The 18,091-nt window shown below is 62.5% G+C and carries 19 protein-coding genes; 9 read left to right on the top strand and 10 right to left on the bottom strand.

Annotated elements, in window-relative coordinates:
* Nucleotides 1-120: 120 nt before the first annotated feature.
* Nucleotides 121-3,453: an efflux RND transporter permease subunit gene (locus ACFE70_RS09980; protein ID WP_375417592.1), complete on the bottom strand. Its 3,333-nt coding sequence runs from the start codon at nucleotides 3,451-3,453 to the stop codon at nucleotides 121-123.
* 434 nt (nucleotides 3,454-3,887) lie between these two features.
* Between ACFE70_RS09980 and ACFE70_RS09975 the strand changes: the two genes are divergently transcribed.
* Nucleotides 3,888-4,862, top strand: coding sequence for an NADP-dependent oxidoreductase (locus ACFE70_RS09975; RefSeq protein WP_375417591.1), 975 nt, complete (start codon nucleotides 3,888-3,890; stop codon nucleotides 4,860-4,862).
* Entirely contained in the window at nucleotides 4,859-5,767 is a 909-nt protein-coding gene (locus ACFE70_RS09970; protein WP_375417590.1) for a helix-turn-helix domain-containing protein, read from the top strand. Before ACFE70_RS09975 ends, ACFE70_RS09970 begins: the two co-directional genes overlap by 4 nt.
* A gap of 367 nt (nucleotides 5,768-6,134) precedes the next feature.
* Here the strand turns inward: ACFE70_RS09970 and ACFE70_RS09965 are convergent, their stop codons facing one another.
* The 4 genes from ACFE70_RS09965 to ACFE70_RS09950 form a co-directional block, all read right to left on the bottom strand.
* The gene (locus tag ACFE70_RS09965) at nucleotides 6,135-6,320 is read right to left on the bottom strand and encodes a zinc-binding dehydrogenase (protein ID WP_375417589.1); all 186 of its coding nucleotides are present in this window, start codon (nucleotides 6,318-6,320) and stop codon (nucleotides 6,135-6,137) included.
* An 85-nt stretch (nucleotides 6,321-6,405) separates the two neighbouring features.
* Nucleotides 6,406-6,567 carry a hypothetical protein gene (locus ACFE70_RS09960; protein WP_375417588.1) on the bottom strand — a complete coding sequence of 54 codons (162 nt, stop codon included), beginning with the start codon at nucleotides 6,565-6,567 and terminating at the stop codon, nucleotides 6,406-6,408.
* A gap of 217 nt (nucleotides 6,568-6,784) precedes the next feature.
* The gene (locus ACFE70_RS09955) at nucleotides 6,785-8,329 is read right to left on the bottom strand and encodes an aldehyde dehydrogenase family protein (RefSeq protein ID WP_375417587.1); all 1,545 of its coding nucleotides are present in this window, start codon (nucleotides 8,327-8,329) and stop codon (nucleotides 6,785-6,787) included.
* Between the two features lie 247 nt (nucleotides 8,330-8,576).
* Entirely contained in the window at nucleotides 8,577-9,308 is a 732-nt protein-coding gene (locus ACFE70_RS09950) for an SDR family NAD(P)-dependent oxidoreductase (protein ID WP_375417586.1), read from the bottom strand.
* Between the two features lie 364 nt (nucleotides 9,309-9,672).
* Here ACFE70_RS09950 and ACFE70_RS09945 point away from each other — a divergent pair, with 364 nt between their 5' ends.
* Nucleotides 9,673-10,041 carry a winged helix-turn-helix transcriptional regulator gene (locus ACFE70_RS09945; RefSeq protein ID WP_375417585.1) on the top strand — a complete coding sequence of 123 codons (369 nt, stop codon included), beginning with the start codon at nucleotides 9,673-9,675 and terminating at the stop codon, nucleotides 10,039-10,041.
* Between the two features lie 100 nt (nucleotides 10,042-10,141).
* On the opposite strand, the gene ACFE70_RS09940 is transcribed toward ACFE70_RS09945, so the two are convergent.
* Nucleotides 10,142-10,696, bottom strand: a complete 555-nt coding sequence (locus ACFE70_RS09940; RefSeq protein ID WP_375417584.1) for a chlorite dismutase family protein — start codon at nucleotides 10,694-10,696, stop codon at nucleotides 10,142-10,144.
* A 120-nt stretch (nucleotides 10,697-10,816) separates the two neighbouring features.
* Nucleotides 10,817-11,641 (bottom strand): DUF1223 domain-containing protein, encoded by an 825-nt coding sequence (locus tag ACFE70_RS09935; RefSeq protein ID WP_375417583.1) that lies wholly within the window; start codon nucleotides 11,639-11,641, stop codon nucleotides 10,817-10,819.
* A 424-nt stretch (nucleotides 11,642-12,065) separates the two neighbouring features.
* Between ACFE70_RS09935 and ACFE70_RS09930 the strand changes: the two genes are divergently transcribed.
* The 6 genes from ACFE70_RS09930 (at nucleotide 12,066) to ACFE70_RS09905 (ending at nucleotide 16,148) form a co-directional block, all read left to right on the top strand.
* The gene (locus ACFE70_RS09930) at nucleotides 12,066-12,593 is read left to right on the top strand and encodes a DUF417 family protein (RefSeq protein WP_375417582.1); all 528 of its coding nucleotides are present in this window, start codon (nucleotides 12,066-12,068) and stop codon (nucleotides 12,591-12,593) included.
* A gap of 67 nt (nucleotides 12,594-12,660) precedes the next feature.
* Nucleotides 12,661-13,218: an SDR family NAD(P)-dependent oxidoreductase gene (locus tag ACFE70_RS09925; RefSeq protein WP_375417581.1), complete on the top strand. Its 558-nt coding sequence runs from the start codon at nucleotides 12,661-12,663 to the stop codon at nucleotides 13,216-13,218.
* A 164-nt stretch (nucleotides 13,219-13,382) separates the two neighbouring features.
* Entirely contained in the window at nucleotides 13,383-13,748 is a 366-nt protein-coding gene (locus ACFE70_RS09920; protein WP_375417580.1) for an FAD-dependent oxidoreductase, read from the top strand.
* Nucleotides 13,749-13,800: 52 nt separating this feature from the next.
* Nucleotides 13,801-14,751 carry a helix-turn-helix domain-containing protein gene (locus ACFE70_RS09915; protein ID WP_375417579.1) on the top strand — a complete coding sequence of 317 codons (951 nt, stop codon included), beginning with the start codon at nucleotides 13,801-13,803 and terminating at the stop codon, nucleotides 14,749-14,751.
* 106 nt (nucleotides 14,752-14,857) lie between these two features.
* Complete coding sequence (locus ACFE70_RS09910) at nucleotides 14,858-15,595, top strand: SDR family oxidoreductase (protein ID WP_375417578.1); 738 nt, start codon at nucleotides 14,858-14,860, stop codon at nucleotides 15,593-15,595.
* Nucleotides 15,596-15,983: 388 nt separating this feature from the next.
* Complete coding sequence (locus tag ACFE70_RS09905; RefSeq protein ID WP_375417577.1) at nucleotides 15,984-16,148, top strand: hypothetical protein; 165 nt, start codon at nucleotides 15,984-15,986, stop codon at nucleotides 16,146-16,148.
* 53 nt (nucleotides 16,149-16,201) lie between these two features.
* Here the strand turns inward: ACFE70_RS09905 and ACFE70_RS09900 are convergent, their stop codons facing one another.
* From ACFE70_RS09900 to ACFE70_RS09890, 3 genes are all read right to left on the bottom strand, one after another.
* Complete coding sequence (locus ACFE70_RS09900) at nucleotides 16,202-16,969, bottom strand: SDR family oxidoreductase (RefSeq protein ID WP_375417576.1); 768 nt, start codon at nucleotides 16,967-16,969, stop codon at nucleotides 16,202-16,204.
* Nucleotides 16,970-17,138: 169 nt separating this feature from the next.
* Nucleotides 17,139-17,414: a hypothetical protein gene (locus tag ACFE70_RS09895; RefSeq protein WP_375417575.1), complete on the bottom strand. Its 276-nt coding sequence runs from the start codon at nucleotides 17,412-17,414 to the stop codon at nucleotides 17,139-17,141.
* A complete protein-coding gene (locus tag ACFE70_RS09890) occupies nucleotides 17,411-18,019 on the bottom strand; it encodes a sigma-70 family RNA polymerase sigma factor (RefSeq protein WP_375417574.1) in 609 nt (202 codons plus the stop codon). Before ACFE70_RS09890 ends, ACFE70_RS09895 begins: the two co-directional genes overlap by 4 nt.
* Nucleotides 18,020-18,091 lie beyond the last annotated feature (72 nt).

Genomic DNA, 18,091 nt, shown 5'->3' with positions numbered 1-18,091 from the left:
GAGCCGCAATAGTTGGAGTCTCCTCGCAGGGCGAGGGGCGTAGTAATCTTGATTAATTTGATTACCCTACCCCCCGCCCTGCGAGGAGACTCCAACTATTGCGTCTCTACCTCGGTTAGCCTAAGCTTTAGCCGCTTGCACAGCAGCCGGCTTTTTCAGGTACGAAAACATAATCGGCACGAAGAACAAGGTTGTCACCGTCGCCAGCAGCAGTCCGCCAATAACGGCGCGGCCCAGTGGGGCGTTTTGCTCTCCGCCTTCGCCCATGCCCAACGACATGGGCAGCAGGCCGATAATCATGGCCAGCGCCGTCATCAGCACCGGCCGCAGGCGGGTGAAGCCGGCGTCCAGGGCCGCGTCGCGGGGCGAAAGGTCGGGCTCTTCCTCGCGCCGCTCGTTGGCGAAGGTGACGAGCAAAATGCTGTTGGCCGTCGCCACGCCGATGCACATGATGGCGCCCATCAGCGCCGGCACCGAGAGCGTGGTTTGGGTCACAAATAGCATCCAGAGGATGCCGGCCAGCGCGCCCGGCAGGGCCGTAATGATGATGAGCGGGTCAATCCAGCTCTGGAAGTTGACGACCATGAGCAGGTACACCAGCACGATGGCGCCGGCCAGCCCCAGCCCCAGCCCGGTGAAGGACGTGCGCATCGAGTCGGCCTGTCCGCGCAACGCCAGCGTGGTGCCTTTGGGCAGCTTCTTCTCGGCGTCGGCCAGGATTTGGCGCACGTCCTTGGCTACCCCGCCGAGGTCGCGGCCCGACACGCTGGCGTAGAGGTCCACGGTGCGCTGAATATTGTAGTCCGAGGCTACGGCCGTGGTCTCGGTGCGGCGCACCGTGGCGAAGCTGTTGAGCAATTGGGCCTGGCCCTGAGTGGCGCTGGTGACGCCGATGTTGCCGATTTCGTCGAGCGTGGACAGGACGCGGGGCGGCGTTTGCACGGCCACGGTGTAGTTCACGCCCGTCGTGGGGTTCAGCCACTGGTTGGGATTGGTCTGGGTGCTGGACGAGAGGCTGACCAGCACGTTGTTGGCGATGTCGCGTTGCGAAAGCCCGGCCTGCTGGGCCCGCACCCGGTCAATATCCAGGCGCAGCTGCGGCTGGTCAAACGCTTGATATACAAACGCATCGACCACGCCCGGCACCTTGTTGATTTTTTCGCGCAGCTCGCCCGCGATGCGCTGGTTGGCGGCCTTGTCGCGGCCAATAACCTGAATATCAATCGGGGCCGGCAGGCCGAAGTTCAAGGTCTGGTTGACGATGTCGGCGGGCTGGAAGAAGATGGTCAGGTCGGGATATTGCTTATGAATCTGGCGGCGGATTTCATTGATGTAGTCGCCCGTGGGACCGTGCTCCTCCTTCATGCTGACCAGAATCTCGCCGTCGCCGGCCCCAATGGTCGGGTTGTCGCTCAGCAGCAGGTTGATGGGAATCACGGGCAGGCCGATGTTGTCGAGCACCAAATCCAGCTCCTCAGCCGGTATCACGCGGCGAATCACGTCCTCGACCTGCCGGAAGCGGACTTCCGTTTCTTCCAGGCGGGTCCCGGTCGGCACGCGCACGTGCAGGCGCAGCTGCCCGGCGTCCACGGTCGGGAAGAAGTTCTGACCGATGAGCGGAAACAGCCCCAGCGAGCCCACGAACAAGACCACGAAGGCCGCAATCACCTTCGGCCGGTTGGTCAGGGCCCAGTCCAGCGCCCGGCCGTAGCCGGCCCGGAACCGCTCAAATCGGTGCTCGAAAGCTACGTGCAGGCGCCAGACCCAGGTTTTGGTGATAGCCTCGGCCGACTGCCGCTCCGCGTCGGTAATCTCGTTTTCCGCCTCTTCCTCGGCCGAGCCGCTGGGGTGCGCCTTCTCAAACTGCTGACGCCGAATGTGTTCGAGGTCGCACTCGGCCTGGCTCACGGGCTGGCCGTTGCGGACGCGGGCGCTGGGCACTTCGGCTTCCTCCTGGGCGTGGTAGATGGGCAGCTCTTTGCGCAGCAGAAACATAACCAGCGTCGGCACCAGCGTCCGACTCAGGATGTAGGACGCGAGCATGGCGAAAATCACGGCCGTGGCCAGCGGCGCGAAAATGGCCGAGGCCACGCCGCCCAGGAAAAACACCGGCACGAACACGATGCAAATGGCCAGCGTGGCGACCAGCGCGGGCGTGGCAATCTGCTGGGCGCCATCGAGAATGCTGCGCTTGAGCAGCTTTTTCATGCCCATGTTGCGGTGAATGTTCTCGATTTCCACGGTCGCGTCATCGACCAGAATGCCCACGGCCAGGCTCAGCCCGCCCAGGGTCATGATGTTGAGGGTTTGCCCCAGAATATTCATAATAATAATGCTGACCAGAATGGAGAGCGGGATGCTGGTCGCGATGATGAGCGTGGAGCGCCACGAGCCCAGAAACAGCAGAATCATGAGCGCAGTGAGTGCCGCCGCGATGCAGGCCTCGATGACGACGCCCTGGATGCTGGCGCGCACGAAAAACGACTGGTCGAACAAGAGCTTGATGTCCAGGCCGGGCGGCGCGTTGGCCTGGATGTTGGGCAGGGCCGCCTTGATTTTATCGATGATGGCGAGCGTGCTGGCCGAGCCGCTTTTCAGGATGGGAATAATGGCGGTGCGGCGGCCGTTCTGGCGCACGATGTTGGTTTGCACGGCCGCGCCCTCGTGCACGAAAGCCACGTCGCGGATGTAGACCGCCGTGCCGTCCACGGTCTTAATGGGCAGGTCGTTGAGCGTGGCGATGGCCTCGGGGCTGGAGTTGAGCTTGACATCATATTCGCGGTCGCCAATTTTGGCCGAGCCGGCGGGAATAATCACGTTCTGGGCCAGCAGGGCCTGCACCACGTCGTTGCCGCTCAGGTTCTTGCCCGCCAGCTTGTCGGGGTCCAAATCGACCATGATTTGCTTGGGCTTGCCGCCGTTGGGCAAGAGCACCGAGGCACCCTGCACCACGGCCAGCCCCGGCCGGATGAAGGCGTTGGCCGCGTCGAACAAGTCGGATTCGCCCAGGGTCTCGGAGCTGAGCGAGGTTTGGGCAATCGGCACGTTCGAGGCCGAGTAGCGGATGATGAGCGGCGGCGTGATGCCGGGCGGCAGCACGCGCAGCAGCGTCTGGGTGATGGCCGTGAGCTGGGCCACGCCCGCGTCGGGGTTGGCGCCGGGCTGGAAGAATACCTTAATGAGCCCTACCCCCTTCAGGCTCTGCGACTCGATGTGCTCGATGTTGTTGACCGTCGTGGTGAAGGCCCGCTCGCTGGGAATCACGATGCGCTGGTTCATCTCCTCGGGCGCGATGCCCGCGTAGCCCCACACCACGCCCACGACCGGAATCGGGATATCGGGGAAAATATCAACCGCCATGCGCTGAATCGTCAGCCCGCCGCCCACGAGAATGAGCAGCGCCATAACAATGAACGTGTAAGGGCGCGCCAGCGCCAGCCGAACTATCCACATGGTAGGTTTTCTAAGAGGGGGTAGGGAAAGCAGGCGAAATCACAGCAGACCGTCATGCTGAGCAACGCGAAGCATCTCGCTCGGGGAAGTAATTTAATCGTTGAGAGAGCTGATTAGTGCTGCCCGCGAGATGCTGCGCTGCGCTCTGCATGACGGTTTGCTGTGATTCTGCCTGCTTTCCCTATATCTTTTAAAATAAAGTCAAAACGTCTCCCAGGTTGGTATACAGTCGGCACCTGAGGTAGAGACGCGACACCTCGCGTCTCCTTGCAGTACGGGGGGTAGGGCAATCATAACCAATTGATTCTAGACTACTTTTTTACATCATTCAATACATTCCGTCATTTCGACTAAAACAAAAGGCATTTTGATTAAATCTGCTTCTCACTAAGCGGCGACCTTTGCATCGTCAACAACAAGAAAAACAGCTCCTTATGAAAGCAGTAAGAATTCACGCATTTGGCGGACCGGAGGTCCTACAAATAGAAAATGTAGCGCGTCCCGTTCCCGCGCCGGATGAAATTTTAGTTAGAGTGTATGCCAGTGGCATAAACCCGGTCGATTGGGTAGTTCGGGAAGGCAGCAACGACGCTCTGAGGCCCCTCTTGCAATTGCCGATGACCTTGGGCTGGGATGCGGCCGGCGCGGTAGAAGAAACCGGCAGCGAGGTAACCGCCTTTCAGAAAGGCGATGCCGTGTACGGGGTTCCTAATTTTCCCGGCGACGGAAGCTACGCCGAGTATTGCGCGGCCAAAGCCAGTCAATTTGCCCTTAAGCCGAAGAGCCTCGGCTTCAACGAAGCGGCGGGGGTGCCGCTGGCCGGCCTCACGGCCTGGACGGCCCTCTTCGAGCACGGCCAACTCCAGCCAGGGCAACGCATTCTCATTCAGGGTGCATCTGGGGGGGTAGGGAGTTTCGCCGTGCAGTTTGCCAAAGCCAAAGGTGCCTACGTAATTGGAGTAGCTTCGGCCGGCAACCTGGAGTACGTCAAGCAGCTGGGGGCCGACGAGGTAATTGATTACCGGAGCCAGCCGTTTGAAGAGCTGGTGCACGACCTGGATGTGGTGTTGGAAGCCTCGCCGCTGCGCGATAACGCGGAGCGCTTGAGAGCGGTGACCGTCCTAAAGGAAGGCGGAATTCTGGTCAGCGTCAATACCGATTTCCCCTTCGACGAGGCGGTGCAGGCGGCCCTGACTAAGAAACAGGTTAAAGGCGAACTCGCTGCCAACCAACCCCGGCAGGACTGGCTAACCGAAATTACCCAACTGATTGACGCGGGCCAAGTGAAGGTTTTCGTGAGTCAGGTGTTTCCGTTGGAGCAGGTAGCGAAAGCACACGGCGAGAGCCAGACCTGGCACGTGCGGGGCAAGCTGGTACTGGAAGTAAGAAAAGACGACGAGCCGGCATGAGGCATTTTAAGACGATAAGCGAGTTTCACGAGTTTGTGCAGTTGCCCAAGCCCCAGCATCCGCTCCTCAGCGTCGTGGATGTGGGCACCGTGCCGCACCGGGACGGCGAGGAGGCGACGAGTATGGTCTTGGATTTTTATTCCATTTCCGTCAAGCGAATGCGTAACGTCAACGTCAAATATGGGCAGCATCCATTTGACTTTAACGAAGGCATCATGTCCTTTATGGCACCCAACCAGGTGTTCAGCATCGCGGTTGCCGACAAAGGCGAAGAGGTAGAAAAATCAGGATGGGTGATTTACATCCATCCTGATTTTATCTGGAATACGCCGCTGGCCAAAACCATCAGGCAGTACGATTTTTGGGATTATTCGCTCAGTGAAGCCTTGTTTCTTTCCGCTAAGGAAGAGGCAACCATCACGAATATTATTCTGGCTATTGAGCAGGAGTATAACTCCGCTATCGACCAGTTTAGTAAGCAAATTATTGTCTCACACGTTGAAAGTCTGCTGAGTTATGCGGACCGGTTTTATCATCGCCAGTTTATCACGCGGGAAAAAGCCAATCATCAGGTAATCGGACGGTTAGAGGCCCTGCTGCATGAGTATTTCAACAGCGCTGATTTGACAGAAAGAGGCTTACCAACCGTTCGATACGTTGCCGAATACCTGCAACTTTCGCCCAAATATTTAAGCAATTTATTGCGCGTATTAACCGGACAAAACACCCAGCAGCATATTCATACCAAGCTACTCGCCAAAGCCAAAGAAAAATTATCGACCACTAACCTAAGCGTGAGCGAAATTGCTTACGAGCTGGGTTTTGAACATTTGCAATCATTCAGCAAGCTGTTCAAGACAAAAACGAACTTGTCGCCTTTGGAGTTTAGGGCCTCTTTTAATTGATTACTGCGCCCCGCGTACTGCGAGGAGACGCGAAGTGTCGCGTCTCTACATTCTGCACCCCAGCTTAAAAACTGTTATGACTCAACCGTACTACAGCTGCACGGTTCAGCGAGCTAAAAAGCGCAGCACTTTTCGCCCGCCCGAAGGTTTCAGGACGAGGCCAGGCAAGAGGAAGGGGGGTAGGGAATGCCGGCCGGCGCACCCTACCCCTGTCGCTGCACGCCAAAACGGAAAATAGCTGTGCTGTCGAATACTTAGCTCATTCGCGGGCGGACCCTCATTTCACGGGCGCGTGCGTTTCCGAACGCGGGCCGGCGCGTGTACTCCTATTGGTAGGCCAGCCACATTTTTCCGCTGCCGTCGGCCATCACGAAGCGCTCCTGGGCCAGGTCATGGTCGGCACGAAGCCCACAAAGCCTCCGTGCCGAATAGCTTGCAGCGACTGCTCAAGGAGGTCGCCGCCGACCGTGTTGATGGCCAAATCCACGCCCTCGCCGCCGGTCAGGGCTTTGACCTGGGCGGGCCAGGCGGGCGTGGTGCGGTAGTTAATCACCTAGTCGGCGCCCAGGGCTTTGAGCTGGGCTACCTTATCGGCGCTGCCGGTCGTGGCAATGACGCGCGGCGGCGGCCTTGGCGATTTACAGCGCCGCAATGGAGACGCCGCCGGTGCCCTGGGTGAGCACCGTCTGACCCAGGCGCCGGTGCCCGTACTCTATCAGGCCGGCCCAGGCGGTGAGGCCGGCGATGGGCAGTGGGGCGACCCAACCAGTTACGCATTTTGCGCAGTCGATTTGGGTCACCCCGCTGGGGCTTTGATAACGACGAGGGGGGTAGGGAAATTTCTACCGATGGGCCGCCCTACCGGGTCGGACCCCGCTGGGGCTTCGGGTGTGGACTGCGCAACTTGGGTTATACTGCGCTGTAGGGTGCGGGGCTTGTCCCCGCCCGGCGTTCGCGCAAAACCAGGGGCAGCGGCACGACCGCCGGGCGGGGGCAAGCCCCGCACCCTACGCCATTCTAAATAACGGCCGGCAGCAGCGTCGCGTCGGGGAAGTTGCCGAGCACGGGCTGGCTGGCCGGGCCGCTGGTCACGGCCTCCACGAGGTACTTGCCGCCCACGAAGGCGCCTTTCCAGCTCTCGCCCAGCCCGCCGAACACTTCCTCGCGGTCGCCGCGCGAGCGCAGCTGGTTGACGCCGACCTTGAAGGCCCGGACTTCCTTGGCCGTGCGGGCGGCCCATTTCGCGTCGTCGCTGCCCACGGCCGCGACCAGCGCCCCGTTGCTGATGTTCATCTCGCCGATTAGCTCCTCCACGCGGTCCACGAGCACGATGGAGTCGATGGGGCCGAAGGGCTCCTTGTAGTAGAGCTGGCTGTGGCGCGGCAGGCCGACCAGCGTCCGCGGCGCCCGGTAGGCCGCGCGGTCCTGGCCGGGCAGGAAGAGGGCGTCGTCGAGGCGGCCCTCGTAGATGGGGATGGCGCCGGTGTGAAGCGCGTCGGCGTGCAGCTCGTCCAGGGCCTGCGCCTGGGCGGCATTGATGAGCGGGCCGAAGGCCAGCTCCGGCAGCTGGTCATCCGGGTTATCCACGAGGGTCGGGTTGCCGATGCGCAGGCCGCGCACGGTTTCGGTGTAGGTTTCCAAGAACTGCGGGAACAGGCGCCGCTCCACCACCCAGCGCACGTAGGCCGTGCAGCGCTGCTTGCCGTACTCGAAGCCTTTTTTGAGCTGCTCGGCCAGCGTGTCCCACTGCGAGTAGTCCCAGAGGCCGTAGGCGTTGACGCCCTCCATCTCAAACATATAGCGCTTGTGGCTCTGCGCTAAGCCATCGGCGATGGCGCGCCCGCTGTAGCGCCCGCCTACGAAGCTGAGGCAGTCGACGGCGTCGTGCTTGACCAGCGAATCGCTCAATTCGCTGCCCGCGCCGCTGACCAAACTCAGGGGCAGGCCCGCCCGCCGGGCCAGGGCGAAGGCCAGGCTCAGGGAGATGAAGCCGCCGTCAGTGGGCGTTTTGGCAATCACGGCGTTGCCGGCCAGTGCCTGCACCAGCACGGCGTGCAGCAGCACCGAGAACGGGTAATTCCAGGAAGCTATGTTCGAGACCAAACCCAGCGGCTGGCGCTCGCCGAGCATTCCCTCGATGTGGTCGACGTACCACTGGGCACCTTCAATGCAGCGGTCGATGTCGTTGAAGGCAGTTTTGTAGGTTTTGCCGATTTCCCACATCAAGAGCTTGGCAATCAGGTCGGCGCGCTCGCGCAGCTCGTGCAGATAGGCCTGCACCTTGGCGCGGCGCTCGTCCAGGTCGACGGCGGCCCAGGCGGGCGCCTCGGCTTTGGCCGCCAGTACGGCCCGCAGTGCCGTGGCCGCGTCGAGCATGGGCAGCTGGCCCAGCTCGGAGCCATCAACGGACGACGTGAAGGGCCGCGGCTGGCCCGGCTCCTGCCAGCGGCCTTCCAGCAGGTTGAGGTAGCGGCCGTCGTGGTCGAAAATTTCCGGGGCGAATTGCTGCACCTGGCGCCGCAGCTCGCCGAATTCCAGTTGGGGAGAAACAATCTTGAGCATGAGCGAAGAGAATAGTTGGGGGGAAACGAGCAGTTGGTTGATGGAAGGTAACCGCGAACTGTGCGGTTCTGCTGAAGTAAAGGCGGTCATGCTTCATCTGACGTCCGCTTGCCGAAGCAGCTCTCCCGCGTAAGTAATCAGCGGTAAATAACGATAGCATTAGTCAGCGGGCGAGATGGCCTGTCTTAAAAGGCTAGTTCAAAAGTCGCATTTGACCAAGCTTTTAAGACCGGCCGTGGCTACTGGGCTAAATCTGGCCCATGCCGCCGTCCACAAAGAGTTCGATGCCGTTCACGAAGCTGGCATCACTGGAAGCCAGAAACAGGGCGGCGGCGGCAACCTCCTCCGGGCGGCCCATTTCGCCGCGCGGAATCAGGGCGGCGATTTGGTCCTTAAACTCCGGGCCAGTAGCGGCCATCATGGGCGTGTCAATCGCGCCCGGACTCAGCAGGTTGACCCGGATGTGGCGGTCCTGCAAATCTACTAGCCACCCGCGCACGAACGCCCGCAGGGCCGCTTTGCTGGCGCTGTACACGCTGTTAGCCGGATACCCTTTGATGGAGGCCCCCGACCCATTGAGCAAAATCGAGCCGCCCGCGGCGAAGAGCGGCAGCGCTTTCTGGACCGTGAAGAGCGTGCCGCGCACGTTCAGGTCAAAAATGGTGTCGAACAGCTCTTCGCTAATCTCCCCGATTTTGCCGAAGCCGGCCGCCCCCGCGCTGGTGAAGAGCACGTCGATTTTGACTTTTTCCCGCCCGACCGTCTCGTAGAGGCGGTCGAGGTCGGCCAGGTTGGCCGCGTCGCCCAGCACGCCCGTCACGTTGCGGCCGATGGCTCGCACGGCGGCGTCGAGCTTCTTCGGGTCGCGGCCCGTGATGAAGACGTAGGCGCCTTCTTCGACAAATAGTTTGGCCGTGGCCAGGGCCATCCCCGACGTGCCGCCGGTAATAACGGCTACTTTTCCAGTGAGCTTTTCCATGCTATTGGATTGATTGTTTGGAATTAGAGCGGTTCTCAGGTCAGTGTACAGGGCTGAATCGTCTGGCTCCCCTCTCCTTTTTCGGAGAGGGGGCCGGGGGGTGAGGCGAAACACGAAGGACGATTGTACACCAACTTGGGGACCGCTCTATGTTTTTGCTTGTGCGGCTTGCTTGAGCCGGGTTGACACTACTGGCTTCGTAAGTATCTGCGCAACTGCTGCGCGGTTCACAAGGCAAAATTCCGACGAGCCGGGCGGCCGGGCAAGTACGGAGAAGTTATTCGGCACCCGATACTTTTAGCCCCTAGGGCGGTTTTAATCCCGGCTCCCTACGGCCGTATCTTCCCCCAACCCGCCTCCCCTGATGTACCAGAAGAAGATTGTCAACACGCTGGCCTGCGGCTCCGTGCTCACCAAGGAAGTGCTGCACGGTAAATGGAAATCTACCCTGCTCTCCTGCATTGCCCAAGGCATTCAGCGGCCGAGCGCCTTGCAGCGCAGCATCCCCAGCGCCACGCGGCGCGTGCTCAACGTGCAGCTGACGGAGCTGGAGCAGCACGGCTTGGTGTGCAAAACCATCTTCCCCGAGCTGCCACCCAAAGTCGAGTACCAGCTCACCAGCCTGGGGCAGTCCCTGCTGCCGGTGATTGAGGTGATGGAGCAATGGGGCAACGCCCACCGCCCGGAGCTGGAACCGGTACTGACGGCGAGTTTAACAGCGATGCCGGGCTAACCGATAAATAGCCCTTTTCGGGTGCCGTCGGGCCAGAGATGCTTCAACAAGCGGACGCCAGATGAGCGGGCCAGTCTGATGTGATTTGCCTACAGGCTCCTCAGAGCCGCACGAGCCGTAAGTCAACTTCCCGGTCCACGTAGGTCCACTCTTCGGTCTGGCGCAGGACCCCGACGAGGTCTTCAAACGCGGCGCTGTCGGCCGGGGCGTATTCAAACCAGGTGAGGAAGTCGAAGGGCCCGCCCAGGTCCCGGCAATGGTAGAGCTGCCGGGCGATGGCGGGCAGGTACTTCAGGCCCGTCTGGGTGTGGTGCGAGGCGGCTTCAAAGATGGCCCGCCGCTCGTCCTGCGCTAACTCCCACCAGGCCGCGGATTTGCGCAGCGGAATGAGCGCAGCGCAGCGGGCCGCGGCCCGGCCCAGTGGGGCCTGGACAGCGACTAAGGCCATTTTCTCCACCCGCTCGGCGTAGCGCAGGTTGCTGATGAGGCCGCGTAGCGCCCAGCTGCCGGCGGGTACGGTCGCCGATTCGGCGCTGGGGCTGGGCTGCCGTTGCAGATGGGAAACCGGGGGTAGGGAATCGCCGACGAGGGTCGTTGCCTGCACCACTTGCCAGGGGCCGGCGGGGCCGCCGATAAAGTCGAAAACGTGGTTCATCAATAGAATAGGATGCGGGGCTGATGCCCGTGCCTGGGTGATGTTGTCCCAGCCAGTGGGGATGGCGGGCGCGACGCGAGCCGTCCACAGCAGCGACAGAGGATGTGCAGGCCGGGCCAGCTAGTTGAGCGCCGTGCTCTTGCTGCCCAGCGGCAGGCTCCCTACCCCCACTACGTGGCGCGAACCGGTTTCCTGCACCAGCACCACGGCCCGCAGATTGTCGGTTTTCCAGTTCGAGCTGAGGTCAAGCGGCGTGGTGCCGACAAACGTGCCGTCGGCCTTCACGGCGCCCAACGGGCGCCACGAGCGCACCACGGCGGCGTGGCGCAGCAGGCGGCCCGAGTTTTCGCCCCGGCCCACTTGCGAGGACAGGCCGGTTTCAGTCAGGGCCAGCTCGACGCTGGCGGCCTGGGTGCCGGCGGGCAGGTGGCTGACCTGCACGTGCAGGGCGCCGGCCGCCGAGCGGGTTAACGTCACGGTGGCGCGGGGCGCCTGGGCGGCTTTGGCCACGGTTTGAGCCAGAGTGCTTTTCTGGCTGCCCACGAACTCATAGCGGCCGTTGACCACGGCCTGGGGCGTGTAGTTACCTTCGCCGAAGCCCTGGGCATACCACTGCTGGCGCTGGGTGAACTGCGCCGCCGAGAACTGGTCCTTCCAGCCCAGGCGGTTCCAGTAGTCGACGTGCTGGCCCAGGGCGATGACTTCGACGCCGGGCACCGACTGGGCGGCCGTCAGCTCGCGCAGGGCCGCATCGGCCGAAGGGCACGACGAGCAGCCTTCGGAGGTGAACAGCTCGACCACGACGGGCACCGTGGCCGTAGGGGCCGCAGCCGCAGCCGGGCGGGCGGCCCGGCCGGGTGCCGGTGCGGGGCGGGAACTCACCAGGACGACGGCGGAAGCCGCGGTCAGCAGCAGGGGCGTTACGGCCAAAGCAATACGGTGCATAAGAAAAGGCAGTGAGGGGAAACAACGGCGTTTCGGGAAGCCTGACGCGGCCAGGACCCAGCCCTTACAGCTACTGGGGCTGAGCGGCAAAGCAGGGCGCGGCCTCGCCCAATGAGGGCCGCACGGCTCGGCGGGCGAGCATAGACGCGGGCATAGAACGAGGCGGCAAGTGGCGGCGCACCCCTTGAGCCAGGCACCCGCGCGGCCTTTCCCGCTCAGCTGTCCGGTGATGGCTCAGCTCACGAACCCACGAAGCGGGCCGCTCGGACAAGTCGGGCAAGTAAACCTCCTGTCAGGCGTGGCCTGAACTTACCGCCGGGCTACGGCACGTTTTCACGACGAATCCGGGGCGCGGCTGTAAGCTTTGGCGGCAGGGGGCGTCGGTCAGGCAAATCACTTCCCCCACTTTTCCTCTCCGCTGACCATGAACAACTCCCTGCTCGTCGACCACGCCCCGACACCTCTGCCCTACTCGGCCTCGGCCCGGCCCCTCGCCGCCGCCTACCCCCCCTCTACGCTGGAACGCACCGGCACCGTGGTGCTGCGCTACAGCCTGGTCCTGATTCTGGCCTGGATTGGCTTGTTTAAGTTCACGCCCACCGAGGCGGAAACCATTAAGCCCTTGTTCACCCACAGCCCGCTTTTCGCCTGGCTCTACGATGTGCTGAGCGTGCGCACTGTCTCCAACCTCGTGGGCAGCGCCGAGATTCTGGTCGCCGTGCTCCTGGCCCTGCGGCCGGTGGCGCCGTGGCTCTCCTACGTCGGCAGCCTGGGCGCCATCGTCATCTTCCTGACCACGGTTTCCTTTCTCTTCACCACGCCGGGCGCCTTTGCCGTGGTCGATGGCCTGTGGGTACCCGGCAGCATGGGCAGCTTCCTGATTAAAGATTTAACCTTGCTGGGCGCCGCCCTCTACACGGCCGCCGAGGCGCGCCGGGCCTTTCGGGCCTAGTTTTGCCGAAACAGCACCGGCCGCGGCTTATGGAAGCAGCGGCCGGACTTTTCAGCGCACTATCATCGTGCGGACCAGAGAGAATATCCCGGACCAAACCGGTAAAACGGTCATTGTAACCGGCGCCAACGTCGGCCTGGGCTTTGAAACGGCCCTGGCCCTGTATGAGGCCGGTGCCCACGTGGTGCTCGCCTGCCGAAATCAGCGGAAGGCTGCCGAGGCCCGAACGGCCATCCTGGCCCAACCGGGCAGCGGCACGCTCGAAACGGGCGTGCTGGATTTAGTCGATTTACGCTCGGTTGAACACTTCGCCACCTCGTTTCGGCAACGACATGCCCAGCTGCTCATCTTGGTGAACAATGCTGGAGTGGCGACCCCGCCGGCTGCTAAAACCGCCGAAGGCTACGAGTTGCAATTCAGCGTCAACTTCCTCGGCCACTTTGCCCCTACCGGCCGGTTGTACCCGGTGCTGCAAGCCACGTCCGGCGCCCGCATCGTGACGCTCAGCAGCATGGGGTATCAGTGCGCGGCCATTGACTTTGATAATTTAAAACCTGAGAAGGGCTACGTCCCGCTGCGCGAATACCGACCTGGCGCTGCCGCCGCGGCTGGTAGCACAGCATAGTGTTTGAGCCAGCCCTACCCCCTGCCCTGCTGCAGACGCTGCGCGCCGTGCCCACCTGGATGAGCCACGCCATGAAGGGCGTGGCCGTGTAGTTCTGGCGGGCGCGGGGCTGGTCGGGCTTCGCCATCAGCCAGCGGGGGCCGCTGGTCGAATTCCACGATGCCTTGCCCGCCGATAGCCGCCTGGGCGCCTTGTTCGGGTTTTTTGAGGCGGGGCACCCGCTGCGCACGGCCCCAGCCGCGGCACGGCAAGCGGCCGTGCTAACCCAGCTCGCGCGGATATTTGGCCCGCCGGCCGGCGCCCCCCTGGCCTACCACGAGCTGGACTGGACCCAGCAGCCGCTGACCAGCGTGCCCGGCGACGAGCAGCCGCCCGCGCAGGTAGCGCCGCAGGGCCCGGCACTGCTGCGGCAGCCCCACTGGGCGGGTACGCTGCACTGGACCGGGGTCGAAACTTCGGCCAGCGAGTGGGGCCGGCTGGACGGGACCGTGGAATCGGGTCGCTGGGCGGCCGGGCAACTGCTGATATAGGCTAGCGCTGCCCGTAGAAGCCCATCACAGTTTGATTTGCTTAATTTTGAGCATGTCTTCATCTACCTTGATTCCTGCTGTTTCGCCCAACCTGCGTCGTGCGGAAGTCCCCGCCGGTCCGTTGCCCGCCGTCGTCGCTTCGGGCCAGTTCAATGTGTATGCCCGTGAGCAGTTCCACCTCCGCAAGCTGACGTTTGGCCGGCGCGACTACTACAAGATTGCGCTACTCACCGGCAGCAGCCGCTACAACTACGCTACCCGCGGCGTGCTGATTGAGCGGCCCGCGCTGGTATTCTCCAACCCACTGATTCCCTACTCCTGGGAACCTGTCTCGGAAGAGCAGGGCGGCTACTTGTGCATGTTTACCGAGGAATTCCTCATTATCAACGACCGCGCCGCCAGCCTGCAGGAGTCGCCGCTGTTCCGGCTCGGCAGCGACCCGGTGTATTTTGTGGACGAGGCGCGGTACGCCGACTTAGCCCACCTGTTTGCCAAGATGTTGCAGGAAATGAATTCGGGCTACGCCTACCGGCAGGAAGTCGTGCGCAATTACCTGAATCTGATTTTTCACGAGGCTCTGAAACTCCAGCCGCAAGCCACCTATTACCCGCATCCCAACGCCACTTCCCGCATCGTGTCCCTGTTCCAAGGGCTGCTGGAACGGCAGTTTCCCATCGACTCGCCCAACCACGGGCTGAAGCTGCGCACCCCCGGCGATTTTGCCCGCTGCCTCTCGGTGCACGTCAACCACCTGAACCGGGCCGTGCGCGCGCTCACCGGCAAGCCCACGTCCGCCCACATCGCCGAGCGTATCCTGCGCGAGGCTAAAGCCCTGCTTCAGCACACGAGCTGGAGCACCGCCGAAATTGCCTACGGGCTGGGCTTTGCGTACCCGACCTACTTCAACAACTTTTTCAAGAAGCAAACCGGCACCACCCCGTCCGCTCTGCGCGCCTTGCTCAGTCAGGGCCATGCGGCCACTGCGCCGCCGGCTGTAGTTTGAATCTCTTACACTTTCGTTTGAATCTCGTTAGGTCCCCGTTTCGGGCTGGGGGACCTTTGGGCTGTTCAAATAACCCGGCTCTTCACTTCACTTACCCCCATTCCCCATGAAGTACGTTCTTATTACCGGCGCCAACAAAAGCATTGGCCTCGAAACGGCTCGCCAGCTGCTCCAGCACGGCTATTACGTGTACCTGGGCAGCCGCGATTTGCAAAACGGCCAGCAGGCCGTCGACCAGCTCCACTCGGAAGGCCTGCCTAATGTGGAGCCGATTCAGCTTGATGTCGCCGATAGTGCCTCGATAACCGCCGCCCGGCAGGCGCTAGGCCGGAAAACGCCCGTGCTGGACGTGCTCATCAACAATGCCGGCATCCTCGGCGGGATGTCGCAACCGACCCTGAGCACCAGCGTCGACTTGATTAAACAGGTGTTTGAAACCAACGTTTTCGGCGTGATAGCGGTAACACAGGCATTTAGCGACCTGCTGCGGCAGTCGGCAGAACCAAGAATTGTCAACGTAACGACGGGGCTGGCCTCGCTGACGCTGCACCATGACCCTTCCTGGCGGTATTATAATATTACGGGAGCTGCCTACCATCCGTCCAAAGCGGCGCTGAATGCCTACACGGTGATGCTGGCCCAGGAACTGCGCGACACTCCTTTCAAGGTGAACGCCGTAGACCCCGGGTATACTGCCACCGATTTCAACCACCACAGCGGACCCGGTAGCGTGCCTGAGGCGGCCACGCGCGTGGTCAAGGCCGCCCTGTTAGCGTCGGATGGTCCAACCGGCCAGTTTTTCAGTGATGATAATGCGCCGGAGACGGGCATCAGCCCCTGGTAGCACTGGCCCCGCGGTCAGCGGTAATGGGCGGCCGCGGGGTTATTCATCCTGTTAAGCAAAGCCACTCGTCCAACCCCAAAATCATGAACGTTATTCTCACCGGTTCGCCAGGACATATCAGTCGGCCTCTGGCCCAAGCGCTGGTGCAACAAGGCCACACGGTTACGGTCATCAGCAGCCAGCGGGCCAGGTAGCCCACCATTCACATCCCCAGGACATTGCCGCCATCGCTGCCGAAGAGCTAACCTGGCCGGCCGCCGGCCGGACCGTGCGCTACGTGGCCAGCAATGAGTGCACGGCCACCGAAACCGCGCGGGTGCTGGGGGCTGCTATTGGCAAGGCGGGGCTGCAACGGCTGATCTTCCCTAACAATCAAGCCTAAAGCGATTTGGATCAAGCCCACATTCCGGCTCACGTGGCCGCCATGTACGCCGAACTAGGGGCCAGCATTCACAACGGTGCACTGCGGCAGGACTACGACCGGCACCAGCTTCATGTGATGGGCCAGGTCAAGGTCGAAGACTTTGCTAAGGAATATGCGGCGGCTTTTTAGCTGCCGGGAAAGCAGCAGATTTATAGAGTAAATGCCGGGAGCGACTAGCCCGCCTACAGCCCCTGGGCCGTCATGCCCCCGTCCACGACCAGGTTCTGGCCGGTGATGTAGCTGGCGCCGGGCAGGCAGAAGAAGGCCACGGCGGCGGCCATCTCGCGGGGCTCGGCCACGCGGCGCAGAGGCGTGCGGGCCTGAATCTGGTCGAGGAAACCGGGGCGGGCCAGCACGTCTTCGGTGAGCGGGGTGCGCGTAAACCAAGGCGAGACGGTGTTGACGCGGATGCCGTCGGGGGCCCACTCCACGGCCAGGTTGCGGCTGAGCTGGGCCAGGGCAGCCTTGGTCATGGCGTAGGGCGGGCCGGTGCGCACGTCGATTTGCCCGGCGACCGAGCCCACGTTCACTATCGCGCCGTGGCCGGAGGCCTTGAGCAGCGGATAAAGCAGCTGGCACAAGGCCAGCGTGCTGAACAGATTCACCTGGAACAGCCGCTCGTAGTCGGCCGGCGTAAACTCCAGGAAGGGCTTGCGGATGTTGGTGCCCACGTTATTGACCAGGATGTCCAGGCCCTGCGCTTGTGCTTGCAGGTGCTGAAATACGGCGGCCTGCCCGATGGGCGCGGCCAGGTCGGCGGCCAGGCCGGTAGCGGGCAGCCCGCGCGCGGTCCAGCCCGCGACGGCCGCGGCCACATCGTTGGCATTGCGGGCCACGATGAGCACTTCCGCGCCCAGACTCAGTAGCTCGTCGGCGACGGCGTAGCCAATGCCTTTGGTGCCGCCCGTGACCAGGGCCCGGCGGCCGGTCAGGGTCCAGTTTGCGTTCATCCGGGGAGAATTAGTCAGGTGAGCAGGTTATTAGGAAAAAGTACGGCGCTCGGCGCGGGTAGCGTTGGTCGCGGTACACGGTTCAGGCGCAACGAGCGGCGGGAAGTAGGGCAGCCAACCAGCAATCAGCGCCAAAAAAAGCGGCCGTAATTGTAGGCGTAATAGCCGCCTACCGCGGCAGCGGGCCGCTCGTGTCCAGCACCTGCTGAATGCGCGCCCGCGCCGACGCCGACAGGGCCGCCTCAGTGACAACGCGGGTTTGGGCGGCGATTTTCGCCTGACGGGCGATAAGCGCGCTCTGCACCTCGTAGCGGCGGCAGTAGGGGCACAGGCGCAGGTGGGCCCAGAGCTGCACGCGCGTGTTGATGGGCAGCACTTCGTCGGCGCGGCGCTCGACGAGTAGGGTAGCTTGCTGGCAGTTGAATAGAGGAGAAGAAATGCTCATGTAGTAGGGCCTAGAAACCAGTTTTTTTCGAGGCAGCGGCGCAGGTACAATTTCGCCCGGTGCACAATAACCCAGTAGTTGGACGCCGAGATGTTCAATTCCTGGCAGATTTCCTCGGCCGGCAATTCCTCGACAAAACGCAGCTCGAACACGGCCCGCTGCTGGGCCGAAAGCCGCTGCTGGCAGTCGTGCAACACCTGCTGAAACTCCTGCTGCTCCAGTACCACGTCGCCGCGCCCCTCGTCGCCGCCGACCGACCAGGGATTGGGCCGCTGCTCCTCGTGCCAGTGGCCGTCGGCGGGCTGGAAGAACTCGGCTTCGGGTGTCTGGCCGGGGGTCGGCTCCAGTGGCACGAAGGGCGAGCGGGCCTGGCGGCGGTAGTGGTCGATGATTTTACGCTTCAGAATCACGAACAGCCAGGTGCGCTCCGAGGCCTGCCCCCGAAACGAGTCCAGCGCCCCGAGGGCACTGATGAAGGTTTCCTGCACCAGCTCTTCGGCCGCGACGGTGTCGGAGACCCGGCCCAGGGCGAAGCGGTACAGCTCATCGCCGAAACGGGTGAGCCAGAGTCGGGGCTCCGGGGAAGCAAGCTGAGTGGGCGTCATAGAAGAGCGGCGCGGCGCTGAGTGAGCAGGTCACTAACCTTAACTATCACTGAAAGTGCCTGCAAAATAATA

Origin of the sequence: uncultured Hymenobacter sp. (assembly GCF_964243305.1) — a bacterium.
Classification (GTDB): Bacteria; Bacteroidota; Bacteroidia; order Cytophagales; family Hymenobacteraceae; genus Hymenobacter.
This window is presented reverse-complemented; position numbering and strand designations above follow the sequence as displayed.